Source organism: Nocardia sp. JCM 34519.1, assembly GCF_020361265.1.
In the GTDB taxonomy this organism is placed as follows: Bacteria; Actinomycetota; Actinomycetes; order Mycobacteriales; family Mycobacteriaceae; genus Nocardia; species Nocardia arthritidis_A.
Window position 1 is genome coordinate 43,358 of record NZ_JAIRBR010000024.1, and the last position, 14,867, is coordinate 58,224.

The 14,867-nt window shown below is 68.7% G+C and carries 17 protein-coding genes and 1 pseudogene; 12 read left to right on the plus strand and 6 right to left on the minus strand.

The genetic code is table 11. From position 1 onward, the window contains the following. Position 1 precedes the first annotated feature (1 nt). From LGY53_RS37035 to LGY53_RS37075, 9 genes are all read left to right on the plus strand, one after another. Positions 2-265: a HypC/HybG/HupF family hydrogenase formation chaperone gene (locus tag LGY53_RS37035; RefSeq protein WP_167474181.1), complete on the plus strand. Its 264-nt coding sequence runs from the start codon at positions 2-4 to the stop codon at positions 263-265. Next, positions 262-1,368, plus strand: coding sequence for a hydrogenase formation protein HypD (gene hypD, locus LGY53_RS37040; protein ID WP_225731358.1), 1,107 nt, complete (start codon positions 262-264; stop codon positions 1,366-1,368). Before LGY53_RS37035 ends, hypD begins: the two co-directional genes overlap by 4 nt. Further along, on the plus strand, positions 1,365-2,417 hold the full coding sequence (hypE, locus tag LGY53_RS37045; RefSeq protein WP_225731359.1) for a hydrogenase expression/formation protein HypE: 1,053 nt from the start codon (positions 1,365-1,367) through the stop codon (positions 2,415-2,417). Before hypD ends, hypE begins: the two co-directional genes overlap by 4 nt. Positions 2,418-2,526: 109 nt before the next feature. Further along, positions 2,527-3,681 (plus strand): 4Fe-4S dicluster domain-containing protein, encoded by a 1,155-nt coding sequence (locus LGY53_RS37050; protein WP_225731360.1) that lies wholly within the window; start codon positions 2,527-2,529, stop codon positions 3,679-3,681. Then, positions 3,678-4,178, plus strand: coding sequence for a Crp/Fnr family transcriptional regulator (locus tag LGY53_RS37055; RefSeq protein WP_225731361.1), 501 nt, complete (start codon positions 3,678-3,680; stop codon positions 4,176-4,178). The genes LGY53_RS37050 and LGY53_RS37055 overlap by 4 nt, the downstream gene beginning before the upstream one ends. After that, positions 4,175-5,029 carry an FAD/NAD(P)-binding protein gene (locus LGY53_RS37060; RefSeq protein WP_225731362.1) on the plus strand — a complete coding sequence of 285 codons (855 nt, stop codon included), beginning with the start codon at positions 4,175-4,177 and terminating at the stop codon, positions 5,027-5,029. The genes LGY53_RS37055 and LGY53_RS37060 overlap by 4 nt, the downstream gene beginning before the upstream one ends. After that, the gene (locus tag LGY53_RS37065; RefSeq protein ID WP_225731363.1) at positions 5,029-5,802 is read left to right on the plus strand and encodes an oxidoreductase; all 774 of its coding nucleotides are present in this window, start codon (positions 5,029-5,031) and stop codon (positions 5,800-5,802) included. Before LGY53_RS37060 ends, LGY53_RS37065 begins: the two co-directional genes overlap by 1 nt. Continuing rightward, a complete protein-coding gene (locus LGY53_RS37070) occupies positions 5,786-7,078 on the plus strand; it encodes a Ni/Fe hydrogenase subunit alpha (RefSeq protein ID WP_225731364.1) in 1,293 nt (430 codons plus the stop codon). Before LGY53_RS37065 ends, LGY53_RS37070 begins: the two co-directional genes overlap by 17 nt. Further along, entirely contained in the window at positions 7,075-7,566 is a 492-nt protein-coding gene (locus tag LGY53_RS37075) for a hydrogenase maturation protease (RefSeq protein WP_225731365.1), read from the plus strand. Before LGY53_RS37070 ends, LGY53_RS37075 begins: the two co-directional genes overlap by 4 nt. Here the strand turns inward: LGY53_RS37075 and LGY53_RS37080 are convergent. Together LGY53_RS37080 and LGY53_RS37085 are read right to left on the minus strand one after the other, a co-directional pair. Next, positions 7,561-7,785, minus strand: coding sequence for a hypothetical protein (locus LGY53_RS37080; RefSeq protein ID WP_167474173.1), 225 nt, complete (start codon positions 7,783-7,785; stop codon positions 7,561-7,563). The genes LGY53_RS37075 and LGY53_RS37080 overlap by 6 nt on opposite strands. A 74-nt stretch (positions 7,786-7,859) precedes the next feature. Then, positions 7,860-8,558, minus strand: coding sequence for a sigma 54 modulation/S30EA ribosomal C-terminal domain-containing protein (locus LGY53_RS37085; RefSeq protein WP_225731366.1), 699 nt, complete (start codon positions 8,556-8,558; stop codon positions 7,860-7,862). Between the two features lie 360 nt (positions 8,559-8,918). Between LGY53_RS37085 and LGY53_RS37090 the strand changes: the two genes are divergently transcribed. Continuing rightward, entirely contained in the window at positions 8,919-9,335 is a 417-nt protein-coding gene (locus LGY53_RS37090; protein ID WP_225731367.1) for a DUF5313 family protein, read from the plus strand. A 16-nt stretch (positions 9,336-9,351) separates the two neighbouring features. Here LGY53_RS37090 and LGY53_RS37095 read toward each other — a convergent pair whose 3' ends face one another. From LGY53_RS37095 to LGY53_RS37105, 3 genes are all read right to left on the minus strand, one after another. Beyond that, positions 9,352-10,410, minus strand: a complete 1,059-nt coding sequence (locus LGY53_RS37095; RefSeq protein ID WP_225731368.1) for a glucose 1-dehydrogenase — start codon at positions 10,408-10,410, stop codon at positions 9,352-9,354. Positions 10,411-10,533: 123 nt separating this feature from the next. Next, entirely contained in the window at positions 10,534-11,289 is a 756-nt protein-coding gene (locus tag LGY53_RS37100; RefSeq protein ID WP_225731369.1) for an SDR family NAD(P)-dependent oxidoreductase, read from the minus strand. 78 nt (positions 11,290-11,367) lie between these two features. Continuing rightward, complete coding sequence (locus tag LGY53_RS37105) at positions 11,368-12,201, minus strand: SAM-dependent methyltransferase (RefSeq protein ID WP_225731370.1); 834 nt, start codon at positions 12,199-12,201, stop codon at positions 11,368-11,370. On the opposite strand from LGY53_RS37105, the pseudogene LGY53_RS44525 reads away from it, so the two are divergent. Beyond that, positions 12,200-12,433, plus strand: a pseudogene (locus tag LGY53_RS44525) (LysR family transcriptional regulator); the annotation flags it as partial. The gene LGY53_RS37105 and the pseudogene LGY53_RS44525 sit on opposite strands and share 2 nt — an antisense overlap. An 82-nt stretch (positions 12,434-12,515) precedes the next feature. After that, complete coding sequence (locus LGY53_RS37115; RefSeq protein ID WP_225731371.1) at positions 12,516-13,415, plus strand: hypothetical protein; 900 nt, start codon at positions 12,516-12,518, stop codon at positions 13,413-13,415. Between the two features lie 491 nt (positions 13,416-13,906). Here the strand turns inward: LGY53_RS37115 and LGY53_RS37120 are convergent, their stop codons facing one another. Next, entirely contained in the window at positions 13,907-14,857 is a 951-nt protein-coding gene (locus LGY53_RS37120) for an Lrp/AsnC family transcriptional regulator (RefSeq protein WP_225731372.1), read from the minus strand. Positions 14,858-14,867 lie beyond the last annotated feature (10 nt).

Sequence of the window (14,867 nt, forward strand, 5' to 3'; positions counted from 1 at the left end):
GATGTGCCTCGGAGTGCCCGGCCGGATCGTCGCGGTGACCGACGAATCGCCGCTGCGGATGGGGACGGTCGATTTCGACGGAATCCGGCGCCCGGTCTGCCTGGCCTATGTGCCGGAGGCCGCGCTCGGCGACTACGTGATCGTGCACGTCGGCTTCGCGATCAGCCGAGTCGACGAGGTCGAGGCGGCGAAGACACTCGCGGTGCTCCGGGCGATCCCGGACGCCATCGCCACCGAACTCGGACCCGATGTGGAGGTCGTATGAAATACCTTGACGAATACCGTGATCCGGCGCTGGCCCGGCGGCTGCTGCACGAGTTGCGGGCCACCGCGACCCGGCCGTGGGCGATCATGGAGGTCTGCGGCGGGCAGACGCATACGCTGGTCCGCCAGGGCATCGACGAGTTGCTGCCCGCGGGTATCCGGATGATCCACGGACCGGGCTGCCCGGTGTGCGTCACCCCTCTGGAGATGATCGATCAGGCGGTCGAAATCGCCGCCAGGCCGGGGGTGATCTTCACCAGTTACGGTGACATGCTGCGGGTTCCGGGCAGCACCGGCGATCTGCTCGGGGTGAAGGCCCGCGGCGGCGACGTCCGGGTGGTGTATTCGCCGCTGGACGCGGTGACCATCGCCCGCGAGCATCCGGACCGCGAAGTGGTGTTCTTCGCGGTCGGTTTCGAAACCACCGCACCGGCGAACGCGATGGCGGTGCTGCACGCCGCGACCACCGGGGTGACCAATTTCAGCATGCTGGTGAGCCATGTGCTGGTGCCGCCCGCGATCACCGCGATACTGGACGCGCCCGACAATCAGGTGCAGGCCTTCCTCGCCGCCGGGCATGTGTGCGCGGTGATGGGCTGGACCGAGTACGAGCCGATCGTCGCGAAATACCAAGTGCCCATAGTGGTCACCGGTTTCGAACCGCTCGATCTGCTGGAGGGCATTCTAATGGTGGTGCGGCAGTTGGAAAGCGGCACCGCCGAACTCGGCAATCAGTATGTGCGCGCCGTGCGCCGTTGCGGCAATAGCGAAGCGCAGCAGACGATTCGGCGGGTCTTCCAGGTGAGCGAGCGCAACTGGCGTGGTATCGGCACCATTCCGGACAGCGGGCTCACCCTGGCCCCCGAATTCGCCGGGCACGACGCACGGCGCCGCTTCGGCACCGACGACACGGTCGCCACCGAGAACGCCGATTGCATCGCGGGCGATATCCTACGCGGCACCGCACTGCCCACCGACTGCCCGGCATATGGCACCCGCTGCACACCGCGCAAACCGCTTGGCGCGCCGATGGTTTCGTCGGAGGGCACCTGCGCGGCCTTTTACACCGCCGGACGGCGGCCGAATGCGGCGGTGGGTCGATGAACACGGCGCGGATAGCCGACCCCGCCTGCCCGCTCCCCCATACGGAGAACGAGCGGGTGCTGCTCGGACACGGATCCGGCGGCCAGCTGATGGCGGAGCTGATCGATCGGGTGATCGTCGCCGAACTCGGCGATCACGAACCGCTGCAGGATGCCGCGATCGTCGAAATCGACGGCGCGGGCGTGGTTTTCAGCACCGACAGTTTCGTCGTCACCCCGCGCTGGTTCCCCGGCGGCGATATCGGCGCGCTCGCGGTGCACGGCACGGTCAACGATCTGGCCATGCGCGGCGCGCGGCCGGTCGCGCTCTCCCTGGCCTATGTGCTGGAGGAGGGGTTGTCGCTGGCCGAGCTGCGGGCCGTCACGGCCTCGGTGGCCCGGGCGGCGTCCGCGTGCGGCGTTCGCGTCGTCACCGGCGACACCAAGGTGGTCGGCAGCGGCGCCGCCGACGGAATCTACATCACCACAACCGGAATCGGCGCCCGGCTGCCCGGCGCCGACCCATCGGCCACCCGCGGCAGACCCGGTGACGTGGTGCTGCTGTCCGGCCCGATCGGCGCGCACGGCACCGCGATCCTCTGCGCCCGTGGCGATCTCGGCTTCGACGCCGATATCCGTTCCGACACAAGGCCGTTGCACGAGCTGGTGGCCGCGCTGATCGCGACGTGCGGGACCGACGTGCACGCGCTGCGCGATCCGACCCGCGGCGGGCTGGCCAGCGCGCTCAACGAACTCGCCGCCGCATCCTGTGTCGGCGTCGAGATCGTCGAGGCCGATGTGCCCGTGCCCACCGAGGTCGCCGCCACCTGCGAACTGCTCGGCCTGGACCCGATGCACGTCGCGAACGAGGGCTGCCTGGTGGCCTTCGTCGCCGAGGCCGCGGCCGAGCGCGCGCTCGCGGCCATGCGTTCGGTGGCGGCGGGCGCGGCGGCGACGGTGATCGGCCGGGTCACCGACGGTCCGGCGGGACGGGTCACCGCGCGCACGCTCATCGGCGCGGCCCGCATCGTGGACATGCTGGTCGGCGAGCAGTTACCGCGAATCTGTTGAAAGGCGTTGCGGGTGAATGGCATCGGTCGCAACGCACGGGGACGTTGGACCCTCGTCGCAGACGCGCGGCCGGGCCAGACTCGATGGGCGAAGGCAGGGAGGCAGTGCGATGACCGGCTCCGGTGACAGTGCGAACGAGACCGCCGTGATCGACCGCGACGGCCTGGATCGGCTGGTGGATGTGCTGCGCGAGCAGCGATACCGCGTCATCGGACCGCAGGCGCGCGACGGCGCGATCGTCCTGGACGAACTCGATTCCGGCACCCGGTTGCCCGCCGGTTGGGGCGTGCGCACCGCGCCGGGCAGCTACCGGCTGTTCCGCCGCGAGGACGAGGCGGTTTTCGCGAATTCGGCGGGCCCCGGCTCCTGGAAACAGTTCCTGCATCCGCCGCATCGCAAGGTGTGGGAGACCGGACCGGATTTGAATATCGTTGCGGCCGAGGATTTTCCGGTACGCACCGCATTCATCGGCGTGCGCGGGTGCGATCTGGCCGCGATCGCGGTGCTCGGTCGGGTGCTCGGCGGCGGCACGCATCCGGACCGATCGTATGCCGCCCGCCGCGCCGGACTGTTCATCGTCGCGGTCAACTGCACCGAGCCGGGCGGCGTGTGCTTCTGCGCGTCCATGGGTACCGGCCCGGCGGCGGGCCCAGGCTACGATCTGGCCCTCACCGAACGCGTCGACGACGCCGGACACCGCTTCCTGGTCGAAGTCGGCACGCCCGCAGGGGCCGAGGTGCTCGCGGAGCTCACCGCCCGCCCCGCCGATACCACCGAGATCGCGGCGGCACATGCCGCAGTTGCGGCGGCCGCGGACCGGATGGGCCGCGCGATGCCCGATGTCGACGTGCGCGCGGTGCTGCGCGAATCCCGCGAGTCACCGCACTGGGACGATGTGGCGAGCCGCTGTCTGACCTGTGCCAACTGCACCATGGTGTGCCCGACCTGCTTCTGCACCACCACCGAGGACGTCACCGACCTGACCGGCGAGCACGCCGAACGCTGGGAACGCTGGGCGTCCTGCTTCGAACTCGACTTCTCCTACCTGCACGGCGGCAGCGTGCGGCAGTCGGGACAGAGCCGCTACCGGCAGTGGCTCAGCCACAAGCTCAGCACCTGGCACGACCAGTTCGGCAGTTCCGGCTGCGTCGGCTGCGGACGGTGCATCGCCTGGTGCCCGGCCGGAATAGATCTGACCGCAGAGGTCACCCGGCTGGCGGAACTCGGCTCCGCGGAACGACTTTCGCAAGGGGGCCAGGTATGACGACCGCTGCCGAACTCGCCGAATTCGCCCAGCTGGCCACGCTCGGCCCCGAGGAGTTGGCGGTACTGGCCGCGGCCGGGCACGACGTCACCTACCCGACCGGGCATCGGCTGATCGTGGAAGGTCAACGGGCGGACCGCTGTTGGCTGATCCGCGACGGTGCCGTGCTGCTCGACGCGCAGGTGCCGGGACGCGGTGACGTGGTGGTGCAGACGCTCGGATCCGGCGATCTGCTCGGCTGGTCCTGGCTGGTGCCGCCGTATCGCTGGCATTTCGGCGCGCGCACCGTCGACACCGTGCACGCGATCGAATTCGATTCCACGACGCTGGCCGAATTCGCCGAATCCGACCCGGCATTCGGCCACGCGCTGACCCTGATGCTGTTCGGCGCGGTGCTCGAACGGCTGCAGGCGACCAGGGCCAGACTCCTCGATCTCTACCGCAATCCGGCCGAAACCTGTACCTGCACACCGGTGCGGATCGGCGGCCTGCGATGACCGTCGGCGCACCGGCCCGCGACACGCAGGCCGACGACATGATGCGGCCGTACCGGGTGGTCGACCGTATCCAGCAGACCGCCGACACGGCGACGCTGCTGCTGGCGCCGACCGGCACCGCCGCTCCGCCATTCTTGGCGGGACAGTTCATGATGCTCTACCACTTCGGCGTCGGCGAGGTCGCGATTTCGATAAGCGGAAACCCTTGTGCCACCGACGGTTTGCTCGAGCACACGATTCGCGCGGTCGGCGCGGTGAGCGGTGCGCTGCACGATCGCGCGGTCGGCGAATCGATCGGCGTCCGTGGGCCTTTCGGCACCGGTTGGGATCTGGCGTCGGCCGCCGGGCGCGATCTGGTCATCGTCGGCGGCGGGGTCGGCCTCGCGCCGCTGCGCCCGGTGGTGCTCGGCGCGCTCGCCGACCGCGCCCGCTACCGCCGGGTCACGCTGATCACCGGCGCGCGCACCCCGGCCGACATCCTGTTCCGCGATGATCAGCAACGCTGGAAAACCCATGCGGCACTGGACCTCCACCAGACCGTCGACCATCCAGCACCCGGCTGGACCGGCCCCATCGGCTTCGTCACCGAACCGCTCGCCCGGCTCGCCGTCGACCCGGCGAATACGACGGCCTTCCTCTGCGGCCCGGAACCGATGATGCGGTTCTGTGCGCAAACCCTGCTGCGCAAAGGCATTCCGGCCACCGATATCCGAGTCTCGCTGGAGCGCAACATGCGCTGCGGTGTCGCCCGCTGCGGCCACTGCCAGCTCGGCCCGCTGCTGGTGTGCCGGGACGGTCCTGTCGTCGATTACGCGACCGCCGAACCGCTGCTCACGGTGCGGGAGCTGTGATGGGCGCCCCAACACTCGCGGTCTGGAAGTTCACCTCCTGCGACGGCTGCCAGCTGACCCTGCTCGACTGCGAGGACGAACTGCTGGCGCTCGCGGGCCGCATCCGCATCGCGCATTTCACCGAGGCGTCCAGCGCGGTGGAGCCCGGACCGTACGATGTCTCGCTGGTCGAGGGCTCCATCACCACGCCCGACGACGAACGCCGGATCGCCGAAATCCGCGCGCAATCCCGGATTCTGGTGACCATCGGGGCGTGCGCCTGCCACGGCGGTATCCAGGCACTGCGCAATTTCGCCGACATCGCCGACTTCACCTCGGTGGTTTACGCCAGCCCGCAACATATTTCGACGCTGGCCACCTCGACGCCGATCGCGGCGCACGTACCGGTGGATTTCGAGCTGCGCGGCTGCCCGATCGACCGCCGCCAACTGCTGAACACGTTGGGCGCCTTCCTAACCGGTCGCGCACCCGATATTCCGAACACCAGCGTCTGCACCGAATGCAAGCGCCGCGGCACCACCTGTGTGACCGTGGCACACGGCATTCCCTGCCTCGGCCCGGTCACCCAGGCCGGTTGCGGTGCGCTGTGTCCGTCGTACCACCGCGGCTGCTTCGGATGTTTCGGCCCGATGGCGCGGCCGAATGTCGGTGCGCTGCTGCCGATCCTGCGCATCAACGGAATGTCCACCGACGACGTCGACCGAGTCTTCACCACCTTCGCCGCGGCCGCGCCCGCCTTCGCCGAACGGAATCGCGATGAGTCACCGGAGTAGACAGCTGCGGGTCAGCTCGCTGGCCAGGGTCGAGGGCGAGGGTGCGCTGCGCGTCGTGATCGATGATGGCGTCGTAGCTCGCGCCGAACTGAATATCTATGAGCCGCCACGATTCTTCGAGGCGTTCCTGCGCGGTCGCGCATACACCGAACCACCCGACATCACCGCACGCATCTGCGGTATCTGTCCAGTGGCCTACCAGACCAGCGCCTGCAACGCGCTGGAACAGATCTGCGGCGTCGAACTCGACCCGCCGCTGCTCGCGCTGCGCAGGCTGCTCTACTGCGGCGAATGGATCTCCAGTCACGCCTTGCACATTCACCTGCTGCACATACCGGACTTCCTCGGCTATCCGGACGCCATCACGCTGGCCGCCGATCACCGGGATCTGGTGGAACAGGGTCTCGCGCTGAAGAAGGCGGGCAATGCGCTGCTGGAATTGATCGGCGGCAGGCCGATCCACCCGATCAACGTGCGCGTCGGCGGGTTCTATTCGACGCCGGGCCGGGCGGATCTGGCACCGCTGGCCGAACAGCTCAGGCGTGCACAGGATTACGCGATACACACGGTCCAGTGGGCGGCCGGTTTCGACTATCCGGACCTGGAACTCGAGCACGACCTGCTCGCCGCCGCCGCACCGGATCGGTATGCCATCGAGAACGGCATCGTGCACACCAGCACCGGATTATCCTTTCCGCCACAGGAATTCGCCGCACATGTGGTCGAACGCCAGGTGCCGCACTCCACCGCTCTGCACGCCGAACTCGACGGCAGGCGCTATCTCACCGGGCCGCTCGCGCGATACACGCTCAACTACGAACAGCTCTCACCGCTGGCCAAGGAGATGGCGGCGCAGGCCGGTCTCGGTACCGTATGCCGGAATCCGTTCCGCAGCATCCTGGTTCGGGCCGTTGAGGTCGTCTACGCCGTCGAGGAGGCACTGCGGATCATCGGCGACTACGAAATGCCTTCGCGCCCAGCGGTTCCCGCCGAGGCACGGGCCGGGATCGGGCACGGGGTGACCGAGGCGCCGCGCGGATTGCTGTACCACCGTTACCAGGTCGACGCCGACGGCATCGTCCGCGCCGCGAATATCGTCCCGCCCACTTCACAGAATCAGGCAGCCATCGAGGACGATCTGCGCCGCGTCGTCGCGGCCAACCTGGACCTCGACGATGCCGCGCTCACCGCGCTGTGCGAACGCACCATCCGCAACTACGATCCGTGCATCTCCTGCTCGGCACATTTCCTGGAGCTCGAGGTGGTGGGTCGATGACCGGGCCGCGGGCCGTCGTCATCGGCGTCGGCAACGAGTTCCGCCACGACGACGGCATCGGCCCCCGCATCGCCACCGATCTCGAAAAACTCGGCCTGCCAGAGGTTCTGGTGACGCTGTGCGACGGCGAACCCGCGGGCCTGCTCGACCTGTGGGCCGGCGCCGAATTGGCGGTCGTGGTAGACGCGGTGCTGTGCGAACCGTGCACGCCGGGCCGCATCTGGCGCACCACCGTCGACGCGCTGCGCGGCGTCACCCGCGCCGCCAGCTCGCATGCCATGGGAATCCCGGACGCGCTCCCGCTCGGCCGGGCGCTCGGGCGGGTTCCGGACGAGCTCGTGGTTATCGCGGTCGAGGCCGAATGCCTGGAACTCGGTATCGGCCTTTCGGATCCGGTGGCCGCCGCCGTACCGGACGTGCTGGCCGCCGTACTCGCCGAACTGGCCCGCATCGGCATCGAGACGCCGGTCGAGCCGGATCGTTCATGACGCGCTGGGTTTACGCCGATTCGCCGCCCAGCCAACCCTTTTCAGGCCGGCATCACACAGTTCGAGCAGGCGCGCACGGTCGTCGTCGGCGCACTGCGCCGCCTGCGCCTCGGCGCGCAATGCCGCGATGTGCTGCCCGAGCGCCCCGACGTCGCCGGAGGCGAGCGCCTGCCGGGCATCGTGCAGCGCCTGGCGAATGCGCTGTTCCAAATCGTTCATCGCACAACACCTTCCGAACACGGCGTGACCACTCAACGATAGATCGCGCCGCGCGCCGGACGGCCGGTTTACGCTCAGCCCGCCGGGACGATCAGCCCGAGATCCGCGTCGTAGCGGCGGTACAGCAGGTGGCCGCGTCCGGTATCCCGGTCGGTGTAGAACAGGTACGGCAACCCGTATGCGCACAATCGCAGCGTCGCTTCGGTTTCGGTCTGTTTGCGCGCGGGCTTCGGATTGGTTGTCAGCAACGTGGTGTCGGCCGGATGCACCCGATGCTGGCGGGTCATTTTCAAACCCGTCGGCCCCGCGCGGTAGATCACGGCATCCTCACCGGTCTCCGCGTCGGTGAACAGGTGCGCGTCGTAATCCATGGCATCCAGCACCGCGGCGGCGGCGAGCGGTTCGGCGACCAGCAGCGGGTACACCTTCCGCCGGGCGAGGTCACCGGGCCCGATACCGGCGAGCGGGCGGGCGGCGGCATCGGGCCACGGTCGCGGTCGCCACGGCGCGGACAGTTCCGCGATCCGCCGTTCCAGCCGCACCACCACCGTCAGGATGTCGCCGCCGCCGCGCGTCATCGTCTGCACCCTTACCGGCTTGTCCCCGACCCGCAGATTCACCTGGATGAGCAGCGGCCCGTCGTCGCAGTTCGCACCGGTCACCCGGACCCGTGCGCCGCCGGGGATCCCGTATCGCTCCAGCAGCCTGCCGATCGCTCCGGACACCCGTTCCATCTCCAGCGACGAAACCCGGCCGCGCGCGAACACGACCACGTCGGGAAATCTCGGCGACGACCACCCTTGTGACGCGCGCGGCAACGTCGGCCCTCACTTTCGGTCGATCCATCGGACGCGTTCCGTGGAGTCACCCACTCTGGCCGATGCCGCGCATCGAACCAAGATCCGAAAGGGATACGAAGTTGGGGACCAAAGACCTTGACACCCTCCGCCACAACAGATTTCGCTTCACCATCGAGTGCACTCGACCGAGCACCGCCTGCCGGTCGTGCCCGGCGCCACATTCGGTGGCCGGGCCTTCGGTTGCCCACTATCCGGGGCGCTACGCTCGAAAACGCCTCCCCGGCAATCCAGCGGTCGAAGGTGCCCCCGCCGACGAACGGAAGAATGGTTCCCATGCGCACAGCAGCACGACGCGACAACCGAATCGGTGAGGCACGGTCCGCGACACCCACCATCGCGCAGCGGATCCGCTACGCCTGCGGCGGCACCCTCCCACCGTCGATGTCGGAGTGGGTGATCGACGATCTGACCGGACCGGGCGCGGCCCGCCGCTACCTGCTGCGTATCTTGATCCCGATCATCCCGCCGCTGTGCCTGTTCCTGCTGATCCCCGGGCCGCTGTGGATGGGTCTGGCGATGATGGCGCTGCTCTATCTGCCGCTCATCTATTTCACCGTCGCGCTCATGTACGTCTACCGGCGCCACCGGCTGGCCAAGCACGGCCTCGATCCGGCGCTGGCCGATGTGCGCGAACGCGACCGGGCCGCCGCCGAGCGCGCGGCGTACGAGCGCCGCCACGGCCGCGGCTGATCCGTTGCCGCGCAGGCTATTTCGTCTCCATATCGATGACGACCTTGATGTCGGCATATTCGCCGGGCCGGAATGCCTCGGCCGCCCGCTCCAGTGGCAGCCTGCGCGTGATCAGGCCCGCCAGCCAGCCGGTATCGGCCCGCGCCAGCGCCGCCGCGGCCTGCTCGTAGTGGCGGCGGTTCGCGTTCACCGAGCCGAAGATCACATCGTTTTCCAGCACCAGGTTTCGGTTCAGCAGTCCGGCGTCCACCTGCGCCGCCCGGCCTGCCGATGACACACCGGTGAGGCAGACGATGCCCGCCGGGCTGCTGGTCTCCATCGCGCCGAGGGCGACCTGCGCGTTGCCGGTGGCCTCGATCACGATGTCCGGGGCGATCTTCGGGCCGACCACCGTCAATTCCTCGGTGTGATACTGCGCGCCGAGCTCGGCGACCAGCTTCGGCTTCGGCCCGTCGGCGACGCGATCGAGCACATGGACTTCGAGTCCGCGCTCGCGGCCGAGCAGCGCCGCGAGCAGCCCGATCGGTCCGGCGCCGGTGATCAGCACCCGGCGTGGCGCGAACCACGCTCGCGCACCGATCTTTTCGATCTGCTCCCAGGCCTTGGCCACCACCGTCGCGGGTTCCAGCAGCACCCCGACATCGGCCAGGCCCGGATCCACCTTGACTGCGTACTCCGGCTCGATAGTCCACTGCTGCGCGGCGTAACCGTCGCGTTCCTTGATGCCGCGCTCGGTGTATTCGCCGTTGCGGCACATATCGAATTCGCCCCGGGCGCAGGCGCCGCACGGCAGTGGATCCGGCCGCCGCACGATGCCGACCACCAGATCGCCCGTCGCGAATCCGCTGCTTGCGGGCGCCGTTCGCACCCGGCCGAGCGATTCATGGCCGAGGGTCAGCCGTTCCCGGCCCGGCGGCGCCCAACCGTATGCGCCGGAAGCGATTTCGCGATCGGTGCCGCAGATGCCGACCGCGATGGCGTCGACCGTCAACGCACCGGCCTCCGGCGCCGGGTCCGGCACCTCCGTTACGCCGAGCGTGCCGGGTGTCTGCGGAATCAGGGTGAGCGCGCGCACAGCATCTCCTTATCTCGGGTATCGCGCACAGCGAATACCCGGACGCGGCCGTTCACACCCCCGACCGCTCGGACCATACGCCGGAAGCGCCCGCGACAGGCCGGATTCGGCGCTTGCCGAGGGTCAGCGCGCGGCCATGCGCAGCGCGGCATCCAGACGGATGACCTCGCCGTTGAGCACCGGATTGTCGATGACGTGCGCGACGAGCGCGGCGAACTCATCCGGGTGGCCGAGCCGCTGCGGGTGCGGAATCTGTTCCGCCAGTGCGGTTCTCGCCTCCGGCGAGAGGCCGGCCAGCAGCGGCGTATCGAACATGCCGGGCGCGATGGTGACCACCCGGATGAGATGTTCGGCCAGATCGCGGGCCAGCGGCAGGGTCATGCCCGCCACCGCCGCCTTGGACGCCGAGTACGCGGCCTGACCGACCTGCCCGTCGAAGGCCGCCACCGACGCGGTGTTCACGATGACGCCGCGCTCGCCGTCGACCGGCGCGGTGCGGGCGATGCGCTGGGCGGCCAGCCGCAGCACATTGAAGGTGCCGACCAGGTTGACCTCGACGACGAGTTGGAAGGCGGACAGCGGAATCACCCGATCCCCCGTGAGCACCCGGCCGGGCAGCCCGATGCCCGCACAGTTCACCACCGCCCGCAGCGGGCCGAGGGATTCGGCGACATCCAGCGCGGCCGCGACATCGTCCTCATCGGTCGCGTCACCGGGCGCGAAGGTCAGCCCGGGTTCCGCGGCCACCCGCGCGGCATCGGATTCCGGCAGGTCGAAGCTCACCACCGCGGCGCCGTCGGCGGCGAGCCTGCGCGCGGTCGCCAGCCCGAGCCCGGAGGCGCCTCCGGTGACCAGCACCACGTTGTCCCGGATCTGCATATGGTTCCCTCCGAACGACGCGAATCAGGCGCAGCCATTCATATCAGCAAGGAACCACGTTATCAATAAGGCATCTTTTTAAGAGGGGACGACCGCCCGGACGATATGCGGACCGAGGCGTTCCGCCGGTAGATCCGCGCCGAGGTAGCGGCCGATCGCGGCGGCCGGATCCAGATCCTCGGCGACCTCGAATCCGGCGGCGCGCAGTTCCCCTGCCATCTCCTCCGGGGTGAACAGGCTGAGCCAGCGCTCGCCCAGCGCGGCCAGCCGGGCGTCGCGCACCTCGGCCATTGCCTGTTCCTCCGGCGTGACGGCGCGCACCGGCTGGGCATAGTCGAGCACCACCTCGGTGCCCGGTGCTAGACCGGCCAGATAGCGCAGCGTCGCGCGGATCGCATCGCCGGTGAGATAGACGACGACACCGAGCCAAATCACGAAGGCGGGCTGGCTCGGATCGAATTCCGTTGCGGCCATGGCTTGTTCGAGTGTCTGCCGTTCGAAGTCGACCGGCACGTAGGTCACCGAGCCGGGGATATCGATCGCGGTCTCGCGCAACCGGTTCCGCTTCCACTCCTGGGTGGCCGGATGGTCGATCTCGTAGACACGCAGTCCCGCATGCGGATTGCGGTAGGCGAGGGTGTCCAGACCCGCGCCGAGCACCACCGCCTGCGTCGTGCCCGCGGCGACCGCCGCCGCCAGCGCGTCGTCCGCGTACCGCGCTCTGGCGGCGATGATCAACCGCATCCTGCGACGGATTGCCGGATCCTCGTGGATGTTCAGCGAATCGACCATGCCGTCGACGATGCGAACGGCGAGCGGATCGGTGAAGATCCGCCCGCCGTCCTCGAGCTGGTGCTCCGCACGATAGATCGCGACACCCATCGCGGTGCGGCTCGGTTCTCCGGTCTGCATGCACAAACCCTTTCCTGCTCAGACCACGTGCCGGAAAGGCTTGTCCACCAACCACTTACGCCGACACACAGTACAGTTTGACTACTCCGCAAGCCAGCGTATCGGCACCGGTCAGGCGCAGATCACGCACGGTCATCCGGTGCTCGAAAATGCCTTCGTCGCGGTGGCCGAGGAGCTAAATCTCGGTAGAGCGGCGCGGCGGCTGCACATTACCCAACCCGCGCTGAGCCGCCAGATCCGCCGGACGCTTCGCCGCCGATCCGGCCGCGCTCACCGCTTGACTCTCACACCATGTCAGGCGGTGCAGTGGAGTCATGGTCTCCTACATCGGCTCCGGCCCGTACTGCTACAGCAACTCACTCGCCATGCTCATCGGATCCGACGCGCCGCCGGTCGGTCTGATCGAAACCCTCACCGGCGCACCGTTCGGCGTCGAACTGTATCGCGGCCCCGGGGCGACGCCGGGCGGCATGCCGTTCTTCAGCCCGGTCGGCTGGGATCCGGAAATCGGCCTGGACGCGGCCATCGAACTGCTCGGCCGCACCTGCGCGCGCACCACCGGCGGCACGCCCGATGAGGCGCTGGACCGGCTGCGGGCGGCGGTGTCGCACGGGCCGGTGCTGGTCGGCCCGGTGGATATGGGACTGTTGCGGTATCACCCGAACTCCGGAAATGTCGATGGCGCAGACCATTACGTGGTGGCGCTGGAGGTCGGCGACGATTCGGTGCTGCTGCACGATCCGCAGGGCAACCCGTACGCGACGCTGCCGATCACGGATTTCCTGGAAGCCTGGCGCGCCGACCGCATCGGCTACACGAATACGCCATACGTCATGCGATTCGGATTCGACGTCGAGCGCGACGTGGAACCCCTTGCAGCACTGAATGATTCGCTGCCACACGCGGTGCGCTGGCTCACCGGCGCGGCACAGCAGGCCGAACAGTTCGCCGAACTCGCCGACGCGGAACTGCCCGAACCGGCGCGCGGCCTGCTGAGCTGGTTCTCCGTCGGACTCGGCGCGCGCAGGCTCAACGACGCATCGATCCACCTGCGCGATATCGGCCGCACCGAGGCCGCCGATATCGCCGCCGAACAGTCCAGGATCATCGGCGGACTGCAATATCCGGTAGCCAACAAGGACGATGCCGCCTTCGCCGCCGGAATGCGCCGCCTCGCACCCGGCTACGACCAACTGCGTCAGGCCTTGCAGTAACCGAACCGCCACACCGAGCTCGCCCGAAACGCGGCAGGCTCCGCGACGCATCGACCCACCTGCAAGCGGCGGGCCACGCCGAAAACCGCGACCGCACAGTCCAGAACCATTGGCGGACTGCGATATCCGGTGGCCGACACGGATGACGCGGCCGTGCCACCGGAATGCGTCTCCTGGCACCCGGCTACGACCAGCTGCGCCGGGCCTTGCAGTGACCGAACCGCCGCACCGAGCTCGCCCGAAACGCGGCAGGCTCCGCGACGCATCGATCCACCTACGAGCGACGGGCCACACCGAAGACCGCGGGCGAACAGTCCAGAATCATCGGCGGACTGCGATATCCATTGGCCGACAAGGATGATTCGGCCTTCGCCACCGGAATGCGCCGCCCGATCTCGGTCTCGCTCCAGCACGCCACGGTCGCCGGTGCGAGTTCGATGCGGCGCAGCCGAATTCGCCGTAGCGTCAGAGGTACCCTGCAACTGCCCAGCTCAAACTAGCAGTGCCCCAACGCGTTTCACGGTGCGGATGATCGGGGCGGATTCCAGTGTCGCCACTCCGGACACCCCCGCGATCCGTTCGGTGAGATAGCGTCCGAGGTCGACGGCGTCGCGGCAGTTGACGGCAGCGACCAGATTGGTCGGGCCCGTGGTCAGTCCGACGAAGGCGACCTCGGGATGCCGGGCCAGTTCCGCCCCGACCGCGGCCACCGCCGATGGCTGTGCGCCGATCCACAGCCTGGCCTCGGTGCCGAATCCGAATGCGGCGGCGGGGATATCGAGGCGGAAATGCAGAATCCCGCTGCGCCGCAGGATATCCATGCGGCGGCGGACGGTGACCTCCGACCAGCCGGTGGCGGTGGCGAGCTCGGCATAGGAGCCGCGGCCGTCCCGGCTGAGGGCGGTCAGCAGCGCGCGCTCACCGTCATCTAAATGCGTTGGGGTAGTGGCGGTTTCGCCGAGCTCCGGACGCAACCGGTCGATCTGGTCCGGCGTCAGCACATCCGGGGCCTGCCACTGGTCCGGCACCTTGAACCCGCCCAGGATGAGATGCGCCGACATCGCGACGATCCGGCTGGTGCGCGGAAGTTTGTGCAGCAGTAGCGATTCCTGGTCGTCGGTATTGCGCGTTTGCACGGTGCACGACACCTCGGTCCCGCCGGAGAGCAGGTAGACGAAATGCGTATCGTCGCGGGCGGCAAGCGCATTCGCCACCGATTCGGCCGCGTCGGGTGTGCAGCGCAGTCGAATGGTCCACTGCGCGTGGCCGAGTCGGCTGCCGTCCACCGCGCCGACCACCCGCATCCCGTATTCGGCGCGCAGCCGCCGGTAGCGACGGGCGACGGTGTTCTCCGAAATGCCGAGCACCTCGCCGACCGCCCGGAAGGGGACCCGCCCGTCGATCCGCAGGGCGTGCAGAATTCCTCGATCGACGGAATCCATCGATGATCCT